14 protein-coding genes, 1 tRNA gene and 1 pseudogene are annotated in these 12,595 nt (G+C 65.6%); 11 read left to right on the top strand and 5 right to left on the bottom strand.

Features of this window, described 5'->3' with window-relative positions; all coding sequences use genetic code 11:
• The first annotated feature begins 2 nt into the window (after positions 1–2).
• The 10 genes from CQW49_RS15430 to CQW49_RS24670 all read left to right on the top strand — a co-directional run bounded on the left by CQW49_RS15430 (position 3) and on the right by CQW49_RS24670 (position 7,927).
• Positions 3–902, top strand: coding sequence for a dihydrodipicolinate synthase family protein (locus tag CQW49_RS15430; RefSeq protein WP_003615043.1), 900 nt, complete (start codon positions 3–5; stop codon positions 900–902).
• 114 nt (positions 903–1,016) lie between these two features.
• Positions 1,017–1,757 carry a sulfite exporter TauE/SafE family protein gene (locus CQW49_RS15425; protein WP_003615045.1) on the top strand — a complete coding sequence of 247 codons (741 nt, stop codon included), beginning with the start codon at positions 1,017–1,019 and terminating at the stop codon, positions 1,755–1,757.
• A gap of 113 nt (positions 1,758–1,870) precedes the next feature.
• Complete coding sequence (locus tag CQW49_RS24675; RefSeq protein WP_155931257.1) at positions 1,871–2,083, top strand: hypothetical protein; 213 nt, start codon at positions 1,871–1,873, stop codon at positions 2,081–2,083.
• Positions 2,084–2,130: 47 nt separating this feature from the next.
• Entirely contained in the window at positions 2,131–2,781 is a 651-nt protein-coding gene (locus tag CQW49_RS15420) for a Fic family protein (RefSeq protein WP_003615048.1), read from the top strand.
• A 69-nt stretch (positions 2,782–2,850) separates the two neighbouring features.
• Positions 2,851–3,207, top strand: a complete 357-nt coding sequence (locus CQW49_RS15415; protein ID WP_003615049.1) for a hypothetical protein — start codon at positions 2,851–2,853, stop codon at positions 3,205–3,207.
• A gap of 120 nt (positions 3,208–3,327) precedes the next feature.
• Positions 3,328–5,046, top strand: a complete 1,719-nt coding sequence (locus CQW49_RS15410) for an OmpA family protein (RefSeq protein ID WP_040567080.1) — start codon at positions 3,328–3,330, stop codon at positions 5,044–5,046.
• A gap of 28 nt (positions 5,047–5,074) precedes the next feature.
• Entirely contained in the window at positions 5,075–5,818 is a 744-nt protein-coding gene (locus CQW49_RS15405) for a hypothetical protein (RefSeq protein ID WP_003615053.1), read from the top strand.
• Complete coding sequence (locus CQW49_RS15400; protein WP_003615054.1) at positions 5,815–6,600, top strand: pentapeptide repeat-containing protein; 786 nt, start codon at positions 5,815–5,817, stop codon at positions 6,598–6,600. Before CQW49_RS15405 ends, CQW49_RS15400 begins: the two co-directional genes overlap by 4 nt.
• 166 nt (positions 6,601–6,766) lie before the next feature.
• On the top strand, positions 6,767–7,702 hold the full coding sequence (locus CQW49_RS15395; RefSeq protein ID WP_003615055.1) for an ROK family protein: 936 nt from the start codon (positions 6,767–6,769) through the stop codon (positions 7,700–7,702).
• 54 nt (positions 7,703–7,756) lie between these two features.
• Positions 7,757–7,927: a hypothetical protein gene (locus CQW49_RS24670; protein WP_003615056.1), complete on the top strand. Its 171-nt coding sequence runs from the start codon at positions 7,757–7,759 to the stop codon at positions 7,925–7,927.
• 31 nt (positions 7,928–7,958) lie between these two features.
• Here CQW49_RS24670 and CQW49_RS15390 read toward each other — a convergent pair whose 3' ends face one another.
• Positions 7,959–8,480, bottom strand: a complete 522-nt coding sequence (locus CQW49_RS15390; protein WP_003615058.1) for a YqhA family protein — start codon at positions 8,478–8,480, stop codon at positions 7,959–7,961.
• Between the two features lie 146 nt (positions 8,481–8,626).
• Here CQW49_RS15390 and CQW49_RS15385 point away from each other — a divergent pair.
• Positions 8,627–8,701: transfer RNA gene (locus tag CQW49_RS15385), tRNA-Gly, on the top strand.
• 253 nt (positions 8,702–8,954) lie between these two features.
• On the opposite strand, the gene CQW49_RS15380 is transcribed toward CQW49_RS15385, so the two are convergent.
• From CQW49_RS15380 to istA, 4 genes and pseudogenes are all read right to left on the bottom strand, one after another.
• Positions 8,955–9,713: an HNH endonuclease gene (locus tag CQW49_RS15380; RefSeq protein WP_003615061.1), complete on the bottom strand. Its 759-nt coding sequence runs from the start codon at positions 9,711–9,713 to the stop codon at positions 8,955–8,957.
• 11 nt (positions 9,714–9,724) lie between these two features.
• The gene (locus CQW49_RS15375; protein ID WP_024749622.1) at positions 9,725–10,174 is read right to left on the bottom strand and encodes a DUF2326 domain-containing protein; all 450 of its coding nucleotides are present in this window, start codon (positions 10,172–10,174) and stop codon (positions 9,725–9,727) included.
• Positions 10,175–10,312: 138 nt separating this feature from the next.
• Entirely contained in the window at positions 10,313–11,041 is a 729-nt protein-coding gene (gene istB / locus CQW49_RS15370) for an IS21-like element helper ATPase IstB (protein WP_024749623.1), read from the bottom strand.
• Positions 10,974–12,575, bottom strand: a pseudogene (istA, locus tag CQW49_RS15365) (IS21 family transposase). The gene istB and the pseudogene istA overlap by 68 nt, the downstream one beginning before the upstream one ends.
• Positions 12,576–12,595: the final 20 nt, after the last annotated feature.

The following is a 12,595-nucleotide window of genomic DNA, read 5'->3' as shown; positions in this document are numbered from 1 at the left end:
CCATGACCGACACGATCAGAGGAATCGTCGCCTATCCCGTCACGCCCTTTTCCGATGAAGGCGGCATAGACGAGCGGGCCTTTCGGCGCGTGACCGAGAATCTGCTGCGCTCGAAACCGGCGGCGGTCGCCTTTCTCGGCAGCGCCGGCGAGAGCGCCTATCTCACCGAGGAGGAGTGGCGGCATGGCGCCCGTCTCGGCGTCGAGACCGTCGCCGGCCGCACGCCGGTGATCGTCGGCGTCGCCGAGCTGACCACGGCGGCGGCCGTCGCCAAGGCGCGCTATGCGAGCGAAATCGGCGCGAACATGCTGATGGTCATTCCGGTGTCCTATTGGAAGCTGACCGAGGCAGAGATCTTCGATCATTACGCCGCCATAGCGACGGCGACCGATCTGCCGATCATGGCCTACAATAATCCCGGGACCAGCGGCGTCGACATGTCGCCGGAATTCCTGGTGCGGCTCGTCCGCGAGCTTCCCACCGTGCGCTTCATCAAGGAGAGCAGCGGCGACCTCAACCGGATGCACGCGATCTACAAATTGTCGAACGGGACGATCCCTTTCTACAATGGCGCCAACCACATGGCGCTGGAGGCGATCGCCGCGGGCGCCGCGGGCTGGTGCACGGCCGCGCCCAATCTGCTCGACGACCGTCCGGCGCGGCTGTTCGAGCTGGTGCAGGCGGGCGACATCGCCCGCGCCCGCGCGCTTTTCTACGAAATCCTGCCGGTGCTGCGCTTCATCGTCTTCGGCGGCCTGCCGACCACGGTGAAAGCCGGTCTCGCGCTGCGCGGCCTTCCCGCCGGCGCGCCGCGGCCGCCCTTGAAACCGCTCGTCGAGGCCGAACTTCGAAAACTCGCCGAATATCTCGCCGAGCTGAAGGTGGGGCCGATCCCGGCGTGACCGCTCCCGACCGCGCCGCGCCCGCGCGGGAGGGAAGGGAGGCGGCGATGCGTCGCCGCCTCCTCGTCGCGCCGGCGACTTGATTTCCTCCGCCCGAGCTGGGAAAACCGGGCGATGCTGCTGATCCTGCTCTTTTTCGTCGCCATGTGGGCCGGCGCGCAGAATGCGCTCGCCGGCGGCGGCTCCTTCCTCACTCTGCCGACGCTGATGCTGACCGGCATGGACGCGCGCGCCGCCAATATCACCTCCTGCGTTGCTCTGTTCCCGGCGCAGGTGGCGACGGGCTGGGCCGGGCGCAAGTTCTCGGCCGGGGCCGGCGGGCTGTCGATGCGAGCGCTGTTCGCCATCAGCGTCGTCGGCGGCGCGATCGGCGCGGCCATTCTGCTGGTGACGCCGCCGGCCTTCTTCGCCAAGCTCGTGCCCTGGCTCGTGCTGTTCGCGACCGTGGTCTTCACCTATGGGAGCTTCTTCCGCCGGCCGGGCGAGGCGCAGGCGCAGCTTCCGGCTCCGGCGGCCGGCGTCGCGCAATTCCTCATCTCGGTCTATGGCGGCTATTTCGGCGGCGGCATCGGCTTTCTGATGGTGGCGGCGCTGACCATGGCCGGCCAGAATGTGCGCATCGCCAGCGCCACCAAGAATGTGCTGGCCGGGGTGATGAACGCCTCCGCCGTCGGCATCTTCCTGTTCTCTCCCGATCTGCACTGGTCGCAGGCGCTCGTCACCGCGGCGGGGGCGACGATCGGCGGCGTCGCCGGCGCGAAGCTCCTGCATCGCATTCCGGAGAACAGGCTGCGCCTCGTCGTGGTCGTCGTCGGCGTGCTGCTCACCATCGGCCTGTTCCAGCGCGCGCCGTGAGGCGTTCTTTCGGTCGAGCGAATTCTCGGAAAGCGCTCTCTTATTCTTTTCAGTGGGAAAAAACCAATATCTCCGCTACATATTTGCCGTTCCAGCCGTCGGAGGAGGGGCGCATGGTCGAACGAAAATCTCTCGGTTTTTCTCCGCCGGATCGAGCGGCGCAGCGCGCCAGAGTCGCGGCTTCCATAGCGAAGGGGATGACAGAAGAAGAGCTCGCCGAGCAGAAAGCAAGCTTCATCTTCGGCAACGCTCCGCAGCGTTCAGGGATAACGAAAGCATCGGCGAGACATGCAGCTAAGCATCTCAACCTCGTCTTGCCCCGGTAGCATTTTCCCCATGGCGAAGCCCTGGGGGCTTTCTTGGTGAAGTTATCATGTTTGTCTCAGAAGAGGATGGGGGCTGCCTCTACGATCGGGTCCAAGAGCGAAACCTCGCTCGGCAATATGACCTTTTGATAGACTGCATCCAAATTGGCATAGACCAAGGCGTGCGCGCCTTCGATAAATACATGCTTTGGTCGCTGAATGCGGCTGCGGTTTCAAATATAAGTCAGTTCGGCGGGCGATTCAGAGAGGAACCGATATACCTCGAGGGTCATATCCCGCCGCATTTTTCGCAGGTGCCGCATTTGATGGATCAGTTTGTTTGCACAGTGCAAGAGAATTGGCACATATGGAGCGAATATGTGCTGGCGTCATATGTTTTATGGCGCTTGAATTGGATCCATCCCTTCATAGAAGGAAACGGAAGAACTGCGCGTGCCGCGTGCTATTATATTTTATGCGTCAAAAACAAAGGGCTGCCTGGTGGAAGGGTAATTGTTCCGGAACGAATCAGGTATGAAAGAGGGCCGTATTACGAAGCGCTCGCCGAAGCAGACCGAGCTTGGAGCAATGGGGAGCTGAAGTTCCCGAAGATGGAAGCCTATCTGGTCCGCCTTCTAGATGAGCAAATTCTCGACTATCCGGCGCCGGAAAACGGCGAGTCGAAAACGCCCCCATTCGAACCGTCGAATCAGAACTGACGCCTCGTGCGGCTCTCGTGATGCCCCTCGCGCTGGAAAATCGCGCCGATATCGGCTAAGCAACCGCTTATGCGCATTCTCCTCGCTTTCGCCGTTTCTCTCTGTCTCGCTCCCGCGGCGCAGGCCGCCGTGGCGCGCGGGGCCGTGCTCGCCTGCCGCGATCCGGCCGACATCAAGCGCGCCTTCAAGCCCATCAACGAGAAGACCGCCAAGGACGACGCCGCTTATTTCAAGTCGAGGCTCTCCGCCGGCGAATGCGTGCAGCTCGTGCGCGATCAAAAGGTTCTGGTCGATCAGCGCGACGGCCCGCTCTGGTGCGTGCGGCCCTCGGGCGCGCTCGACTGCTATTGGACGCTCGAGAAGGCGATCGACCTCTATCCGGCCCCGCCCGCCGGCCCCGGCGACCCCGGAAAGAAAAAGTCCTGAACGAAAAAGCCCTGAACGACCGCCCGCGCCGCGGCTCGCGCGAGTTGGTCTTGCCCCCGGCCCCTGCTAGAACTTCGAGTCCATACGTAATGATTCTCGCTCGAGGGAGTCGTGAGCGCGATGATGCAGCCGGGCAAATGGTGGATCGGCCTGCTTCCGCTGGCCATACTCGTCACGATCGCCGCAATCATGAACGGCGAGAAGATCGAGGCCGATATAGCGGGCCGCGCCCGCTCGGCTCTGACTCGGGCCGCGACGCCGCAGAGCCTCGCCGACGCTGCCGTCACGGTCGACGGCCGCGACGTGACTCTGTCCGGGACCGCCCTGTCGCGCGAGGCCGCGGCTCCGGTCGTCGCGGAAATTGCGAAAGAGGACGGCGTTCGCGCAGTCATCGACATGACCGCCGCTCCGGGCCTCGCCAAGCCCTTCGTCCTCACGCTGGCGCGCCACAGCAAGACGCTCGCCCTCTCCGGCCATGTGCCGCCGAACGCGCGTGAGACGCTGCGCGCGGCCGCGGCGGCCGAGGGCCTCACGCTCACCGACGAGACCGCCTACGCCTTCGGCGCCCCGGCGAATTTCGACGCGCTCGCGGCCTACGCCGTCGCCGTGCTCGACGCGCTCGGCGATGGCGAGGCGGTCCTCTCCGACGCCACTCTGACCGCGAGCGGCGCGGCGGCGAGCTTCGACGCCTATGACCGCGCGCTGGCGACGCTGCGATCGCCGCCCGCCGGCGTCGAGGTGAAGATGATCGAAGTTGCGGCGCCGCGCGTCGCGCCCTTCGTCTGGAGCGCTACGAAGAGCGGCGCGTCGGTGTCGCTGTTCGGCTATGCGCCGACGCCGGCCGTCCATGAGGCGCTGGCGAGCGAGGCAGCCGCCCTCGCCGGCGCGGCGACGCTCGCCGATCAGAGCCGCGTCGCGAGCGGAGCCCCAAGCGAATTCGCCGCCGCCGCGCGCGCGGCTCTCACAACGCTCGACGGACTCGAAAGCGGCAAGGTCGCGCTCGCCGACGATCGCGTCTCGATCACGGGCGTCGGCAAGCCGAATATGACCTCCGCCGCCGTCGAGACGCGGCTGCGCGCCGCTCTGCCGAAAGGCTTCACGCTGGGCGCAGTCGAGATCGCGGCGGGAATCGTCTCGCCCTATGTGTTGACCGCGCGCAAGGATGACGGCGTGCTGGCCCTATCCGGCTTCGCCCCCGACAGTGCGGCGCGCGAGCGGCTCGTCGCGCTGGTCCGGCGGCGCTTCGGCGGCGAGATCGCCGGTGAGATCGGCGTCGCGGCCGGCGCGCCCGCGGGTTTCGACCGCGCGGCCGCCGCCGCTCTGCGGGCCGTGACGAGGTTGCGCACGGGCGCTGCGGCGATCTCCGACCGGCGCATCGCCGTCGAGGGCGCCGCCTTCACCGCGCGGGCGGCGGAGGACATCAAAGCCCGCCTCGCCAAAGAGACGCCGGAGGGTTTCGAGAGCTCGGCGCTGCTCGGACTCGCCTCGCCCGAGGACGAGATCGCGCCGGCCGAGCTCCATGCGGCGATCGCGCGGACCGTCGCGCCGGGCTTTTCCTTCAGCGCCGATCATTCCGCGCTGGCCGAGGAGGCGGAGCCGGTCGCCGACGCGCTCGCCTTTGTGCTGCTGCGCGCTCCCCGCGCCAAGGTCGCCATCATCGGCCGTTTCGACGGGGCGGGCTCGGAGGCGGAGAACGAGACGATCGGACGGCGACGCGCCGAGGCATTGCGTGACTATCTCGTGGCGGCGGGAGTGGATGCGACGCGGCTGAAGGCGGCCGCGAGCGGCGCATCCGGCGACGACGCGCCGGGGCGGCGCATCGAGCTCATGGTCGATTGAGCAGGCCCAGCGGAGAAGGAGAACGCGCATGCTCTATCTGCTCGCCGTGTCGTGGGAGTGGCTCGCGGGCGCCGCCGCCCTCGGCTTGGCCGTCGGCCTCTACGCTTTCACCAATGACAGGGCTGCTCGATTTTCCGGCAATGGCCTGATTTTGACCGCGGCGCTGCTGCTGCTCGGCGGTTTCTTCTGCTGCAATTTGCAGATCGTTCCGGGACGCGCCGGGCTCTATCTCGATCTCGGCCTGCTGCTCGCGACCGCCTATTCGCTCGCTCTGCCGCTCGGCGGCGCCGTTCGGCTGCTGACCGCCGGCCCAGCCCCCGCGCCCGCGAAGAAGAAGCCGCCCCATGTCGTCGTGCGCGGCGCGCCGAAGCAGCCCGCCGAGCCCGCGCCGGAAGCCGCGCCGCCCGAGCTCGAATCTCGCCCCGAGCTGCCGCCGGTCGAAGAAACGCCGCCTGCGCCGCCCGCGCCCAAGGCCGCGCCGATCGAGACGCCGAAGAAACATCCCGGCGTTCAGCCGCCCGGCCTGCCCGGCCCGCGCGATGGAAAGCCGGACGATCTTTCCAAGATCAAGGGCGTCGGCCCCAAGAGCGTCGAGAAGCTGCATGGGCTCGGCGTCTATCATTTCGACCAGATCGCCGCCTGGACGCCGGAGCATGTCAAATGGGTGAGCGCCTCCTTCGCCGTTCCCGGCCGCCTCGAGAAAGGACGCTGGGTCGCCCAGGCCAAGGATCTCGCCGAGGCCGCCGAGGCGAAGACGGGAGATACGCCGTGAGCTTCGTCCGCGCCGCCGCGCTCTCCTGCGCCGTCGCCGCGCTCTCCTGCGTCTCGGGACCGGCGCGCGCGCAGGACATGCTGCGCAATGTCGATTTGTCGCAGCCGGCCTATTCACAGGCGGAATTCTCGCGCGCGGAAATCGAGAGCAAGATCGCCGGCGGCGCGAATGGCGTCGATCTCTCGTCGAAGAGCCTCAACGGCCTCGACCTTTCGGGTCTCGACCTCTCGGGCGTCAATCTGCGGGCGGCGCGGCTCGTGAAGGCGAAGCTTTCGGGCGCGAAGCTCGACCGCGCCATTCTCGATCAGGCATGGCTGCTCGAGGCCGACCTCGGCGGCGCCTCGCTGCGCGGCGCGCATGTGTTCGCCGCGCAGATGCAGCGCGCCAAGGCCGCGAAGGCGGACTTCTCGGGAAGCCGCATCGCCGCCGATATGACCGGCGCGGATCTCTCCGGCGCCATTTTCGACAAGGCCGATCTCTCGGCCGATATGAAGAACCAGTCCATGGGGCTGATGCGCGCGGTGCTGCGTTCGGCGCGGCTCGAGGGTGCGAGCTTCGCCGGCGCCGATCTCGCACGCGCCGATCTGCGGTTCGCGCGCGCCGCCGGGGCCGATTTCACCGGCGCCTCGCTGAAGGACGCCGACGCGGCCGGCGCCGATCTCACCCGCGCCCGCCTCGACGGCGCCCGGGCGGAGGGGCTCGACCTCGATTCGGCGCAGATCGACAAGAGCGCGGCCGAAGCATTGAAGGGCGCGCTCATGGACCGGGCCCGGCTGCACTGACGAAGGGAGCGCGGGAAGAGCGAGCCTGAAGGCTCGCCGTCCAGCACCGCGCGTGGATCGCGCTTCAGGCTCGCTCTTCCAGCCCGGTCAAATCGGCATACCGCTAGGCGGAATCGCGATTGCCGACTGCCGACAGCCGATGGCCGCTCTAGATGGACGAAGGGCGATGACACAGCAACCCTTCCGAATCGGCGTCGATCTCGGCGGCACCAAGATCGAGGCCATCGCCATGGATGCGAGCGGCGAGACGCTCGCGCGCCGGCGCGCGCCGACTCCGGCGCATGATTATGTCGCGATCCTGCAGACGATCACGGCGCTGGTGCGCGACCTCGAGAGCGAGATCGGCGGGCGCGGCAGCGTCGGCCTCGGCACGCCCGGCGTGATCTCGCCGCGCACCGGCCTCGTCAAGAACTCGAACACGACCGGGCTCAACGGCAAGCCGCTGGACAAGGATCTCGCGGCCCTGCTCGGCCGACCGGTGCGCATCGAGAACGACGCCAATTGCTTCGCGCTCTCGGAGGCCGTGGACGGCGCCGGCGCCGGCGGACGCGTGGTGTTCGGCGTCATTCTCGGAACCGGCGTCGGCGGCGGCCTCGTCGTCGAGGGGAAGGCGCTGCAGGGCGTCAACAAGGTCGCCGGCGAATGGGGCCACACGCCTCTGCCCTGGATGACGCCGGACGAATTCCCCGGGCGCCTTTGCTATTGCGGCCATTACGGCTGCGTCGAGACCTTTCTGTCCGGCCCCGCTCTCGCCTATGATTATGGCGTCCGCAGCGGCCAACGGCTCTGCGGCGAGGAGATCGCCGTGCGCGCCGCGGGCGGCGAGGCCGCGGCGATCGATTGCCTCGACGTCTATCGCGACCGGCTGTCGCGCGCGCTCGCCGCCATCATCAATCTCATCGACCCGGATGTGATCGTGCTCGGCGGCGGCGTGTCCAACATCGATCGCATCTATGATGGGCTCTTCGACCTCGTCGAGCGGCAGGCCTTCTCGGACGCCATCGACACGAAGATCGTCCGCAACCGCCATGGCGACGCCAGCGGCGTGCGCGGCGCGGCCTGGCTCTGGGGCGGCCCCGGCGCGGCGGCGCGCGGCGATTGACCGGGCAGCGGCCCTGAGACAGAATCGGCCGTCGCGGCGTTTGCGGAGGAGCCTATGAACCGGGGTCTGCTGCTGGCGGCCATCGCCGCGATTCTCGGCTATGAGGCCTGGTCGTTCTTCGTCGCCAGCCGCTATCAGGCGCTTTGCGGCATTTCCTACTGGACCGCGACCGAGGCGCAATTGCGCGCCTGCGACGAGATGGGAACCGCGCTCCCTCGCAACTGATTCGCGGCCTTCGGGCCGCCCGCTGCGTCGCTCAGTGCGGCTCTTCGCTCGCATCGGCCGGCGCATGGCCGGACAGCCGCTCCGAAACGGCGAAAACGAGGGTCGACAGCACGAAGGTGAGATGGATGCCGACGAGGAACAGCAGCTCGCGGTCGTCGACATGCTTCACATCCATGAAGGCTTCGAGCAGCTTGATCGCCGAGATGGCGACGATGGTGGACAAGAGCTTGAGCTTCAGCTGTGAAAAATCGATCGCGCCCATCCAGATCGGCCAGCCGGCATGGGCGGCGGCGTCGACCTTGGAGACGAAATTCTCATAGACCGACAGCATGACGATCACCACCAGCGCGCCGGTGAGCGTCGTGTCGATGAGATCGAGCACGAGCAGCGTCGTATTGGCTTGGTCGGAGGCGAAGAGATGCACGGTCGCCTCCCAAAGATGGGAGCCGGCCTTGATCAGCAGCTCGATCAGCCCGACGGCCAGCATGAGGAAGAAAGGCGCGAGCAGCCAACGCGAGAGGAACAGGGACGATTCGAAAATGCGCTTGAACATGGCTGCGTCTCGGCTGCGGGGCGCTGGCTCGCTACACGAAAACGGGGCCCTCGCGCAAGGCGCCGGAAGCGAAGGAAGACTGTTGCAAAGGCGTTTCGTTTACGGCATAAGGGCGCACGGTCGAGCCACGGAGCTGGGCCGCGGATGCGGGTGTAGCTCAGGGGTAGAGCACAACCTTGCCAAGGTTGGGGTCGAGGGTTCGAATCCCTTCGCCCGCTCCAAAATAACTCAAGAAAATTAGAGCGTTATGAACGGGCCGCCGAAAGGCGGCCCTTCGCTTATTTGGCTTGGTGTCCACATGGTGTCCACGACGTCGATCCCCATCTCCCATCCCAGTCACTGCATCGCCTCGCGTTCAGAACCCTCGGCCGCTCTCAAGGGGCATCTGGGTATATCCCCGCCCGCCGCCCGCCCGCTCTTCTAAAAACCATCGCGACCTCGCAGGTTCCGTCATTCAGAATGTCGCGCGATACGCTAAGATAAAATTTGCGCTCGCTCACGGTGGCGGGCAAGCCGGCGACGATGCTCGTCCGTGAGCGGAATCGGTGATTCCCAGCGAAGTTCGAAACGCGCTTTCTCGCTGAGACTGGGCGAGAATTCGGGCCTGCCCTGGTCGTCGAAGGTCACGAGCGCCCGATCGAATGCGGCGTCCCAGAGCGCAGAAAGGAGGAGCCCGTTGTGCACGTCGAGCCGCTCGGCATCGCTTTGGCAATCTGCCCAGGGAATGATGTGGGAGGCGCGGAGCAGGGCCGGGTCGGAGATTCCGGTCAGGGGACATCGCCCTCGCCAATAATCCATCAGGCGGTCGCGAAAGATGTCCTGCCCGATCCGCTGCAGCACGAGTCGTTCAGCCTCTGTCGCGCGAGGCAGCGCCGCCACGCGAAGCTCAAACTCCCGTAGCGGCGCATCCGGTAGGCAGACCCCCAGTTCATAGACACGACGCAACACCGCATAGAGCGCGCCGAGCGTATCGAAGACGAAACGGGCTCGTCCGGGGCCCGGAAGATTCGTTTCGGGGATGTTGAGTTCTTGGATGACGCCGTGGTGGTCGAGGGCCAGGCACCACGGCCCGGACGGCCCCGTGGCCGCCAGAAAGATTGTACCTTTTGCTGTGGTCGATCCGAAGGCCCTCCAGCCCGCCTCTTCCCCCATGGTGCGGCGGAAGCCGTTCTGTGAGGCGGCCTTCTGGCATTCCTCGCGGACCACAAAGGATTGGGGCGATTCGATCGTCATCGAAGCCGGGCTCAAATTTCCATTGCAAACAGGCGCTTCTCCGCTGGCGTCGAACTCATCAAGAGGCGGACATAGTGATCGCCCCGGAGTTCGGTCGGCGGAGCCGTCGTGGTGGTGATGATGTATTGGAAGCACGGCGTTTCTACCTGCTCCTCCCATTGATGCACGAGTCTGAACAGGCCGTCGTAGAGCTGACCATCCAAGTCCGTTTCGCGCGGACTATCGTGTAGAAGGAAGGCGGGCAGATCCGCCTTCTCCTCGACGGCCATATGCAACGCAGCAAGGTCGAACGCGACGATCTTCAAGGACTCCAAGGCAGCCGTCGATACCTCGCCTCGGCCTGAGAATTCGGCGTCGACCTTCAAACCGTGGCCATCGAGCTTGATAGAGCCCGCCACTCCGTCGGGAAGCCAAGCAGCCATGATCCCTTGATACCTCTCCTCCAGCGTGTCAATCGGCATCCAAAATTGACCCCCGATCGGCGTTCAAAATTGACCCCCATTTGGCGTAGGGCGGAACGCGAGCGCTCGCCCCGGCGGAGCTGGCGGGATTGCGCAGCCGGGGCGAGTGCGTTTCGGTTCGCGATGTGATCGGGAGGATCAGGCGCGGTTCTTGAAGCGCCAGCTTTCGTTGCCGGTTTCGACGATGTCGCAATGGTGGGTGAGGCGATCGAGCAGCGCGCTGGTCATTTTCGCATCGCCGAACACGCTCGGCCATTCGCCGAAAGCGAGATTGGTGGTGACGATGATCGAGGTTCGTTCGTAGAGCCGACTGATCAGATGGAAGAGCAATTGTCCGCCCGACTGCGCGAACGGCAAGTAGCCGAGCTCATCGAGTATGATGAAGTCCATTCTCGTGAGATAGTCCGCAAAGCGTCCCTGACGACCGCCTCGCGCTTCGCTCTCGAGCCGGTTGACGAGCTCGACGGTGTTGAAGAATCGGCCACGTTTTCCAGCGCGAATACAGCTTCTGGCGATCGCTATCGAAAGATGAGTCTTCCCCGTGCCGGTTCCGCCGACGAGAACGCAATTACGTTGTTGGTCGAGGAAGCCGCCGCCTGCGAGATCGCGCGCCAGAGCTTCATTGATCGGCGCGCCCTCGAACTGGAAGTCCTCGACGTCCTTCGCCAATGGCAGCTTCGCGACCGTCATCTGATATTTGATCGAGCGCGCATGTTTTTCGGCGATTTCCGCCTGGAGAAGATCGCCGACGATGCGCGGCGGCTCATGCTGCCTTTTTATGCCGCTCGACATCACCTCGTCATAGGCGCTCCTCATGCCGAAGAGCTTGAGCTCTCCCATGAGATCGAAGAACTGTGTGCGTTCCATCAGGCCGTTCTCCTCAATTGATCATAGCGGGCGCAGTCGGCGAGCGGCATGTGCAGCAGCGTCAACGACTGGGGTGTGGGAATCGCCGGCGGTGGCGGCGGCTCGCGCCGGCCCGCGAGAATGTTGAGAATGACGTCGGCGGAATGAACGCCTTGGGCGAGCGCCTCCGCGCAGGCTGCCTCCACGGCGGTCAATCCATCATCGACGACGGCGGCGAGAATCTTGACCATTTGTCGATCGCCATCGTCGCCGGTGAGCTTGCGTCGCACGCGTTCGATCGCGCCCGGCAGCACCCAATCCTTGAAAGGCGCGCCGTTCCGCAGCGCGCCGGGCTTGCGCGCGAGAACCGGTATATAATGCCAGGGATCGAAGATCGTCGCGCCACGCCCGAAAGCGCGCGCATGTTCGGCGACGACGCGTCCTTTTTGCCGGAACACGATGCGGTCAGCGTAGGCGTGAATCTCGACCGGGGCGCCGACAGCGCTCGCATTGACCGAATATTTATTGTTGTCGAAGCGCATAGCAGTTGCGCTTGCGCAAGCTGCGTACACTTGCTTGCGCGGCAGGTCTTCGACACCGACGCCGTCAGCTCGTGGAATCCGTCGAACCGCCCGCGCAGCGGGACGAGCTTCGGCCGCTCTTCCTCGAAAACCTGCCAAATCGTCTTGTCCGGCATCTCGGGATGCGGATGCGCCTTGGCGTAGCCGACGCATTTATCGAGAAGCCACGCGTTCATATCGTCATAGGTCTTGAACCGCAGGCGCGGCGTGAAGAACCGCTCCCGCGCCAGGCCGACCTGATTTTCGACCTGGCCTTTCTCCCAGCCGGACGCCGGCGTGCAGGCGACCGGCTCGACGAGATGGTGGCTGCACATTTGCGCGAAGCGACGATTGAACTTGCGTTCCTTGCCGACGAAGATCGTCTCCACCGCCGTCTTCATATTGTCGTAGATTCCGCGCGTGCAGGCGCCCCTGAAGAAGGTAAAGGCGCGCTGATGCGCGTCGAAAACCATCTCCTGCGTCTCGCGCGGATAGGCGCGAACGAACAGCATGCGGCTGTGGCACAGGCGCATGTGCGCGACCTTCACCGTCGTCGTCACGCCGTCGAGCAGAACGATCTCGTGGCTCCAGTCGAACTGGTAGGCTTCGCCCGGCGCAAAGCTCAGCGGCACATAGGCGGCGGCCGTCGCCGCGCCTTGCTCGCTGCGCCATTTGCGCGCGTAGCGACGCACGGCGTCATAACCGCCTGCATAGCCCAGCCCGCTCAGATCTTCGAAAACGCGGATCAGGGTCAGCCGCTCGCGCGCCGCCTTCTTCTCATTCTCCGCCAGCAGCCCGTCGAGCTTCTCCGACCAAGGTCCGAGCTTGGGCAAAGGCTGATTGTCGCGCTCATAGGCGAAGGAGGTCGCCTCCGAGCGCAACGCCTTGCGGACCGTGTTCCGTGAAATGCCCAGATCGCGGACGATCTCCTTGATCGTCTTGCCCTTGAAGAAATGCTCGCGACGGATTCGCCCGATCGTCTCCACAATCAACATCCCCCACCACCCGCCCTTGC

The organism is Methylosinus trichosporium OB3b (genome assembly GCF_002752655.1).
In the GTDB taxonomy this organism is placed as follows: Bacteria; Pseudomonadota; Alphaproteobacteria; order Rhizobiales; family Beijerinckiaceae; genus Methylosinus; species Methylosinus trichosporium.
This window is presented reverse-complemented; position numbering and strand designations above follow the sequence as displayed.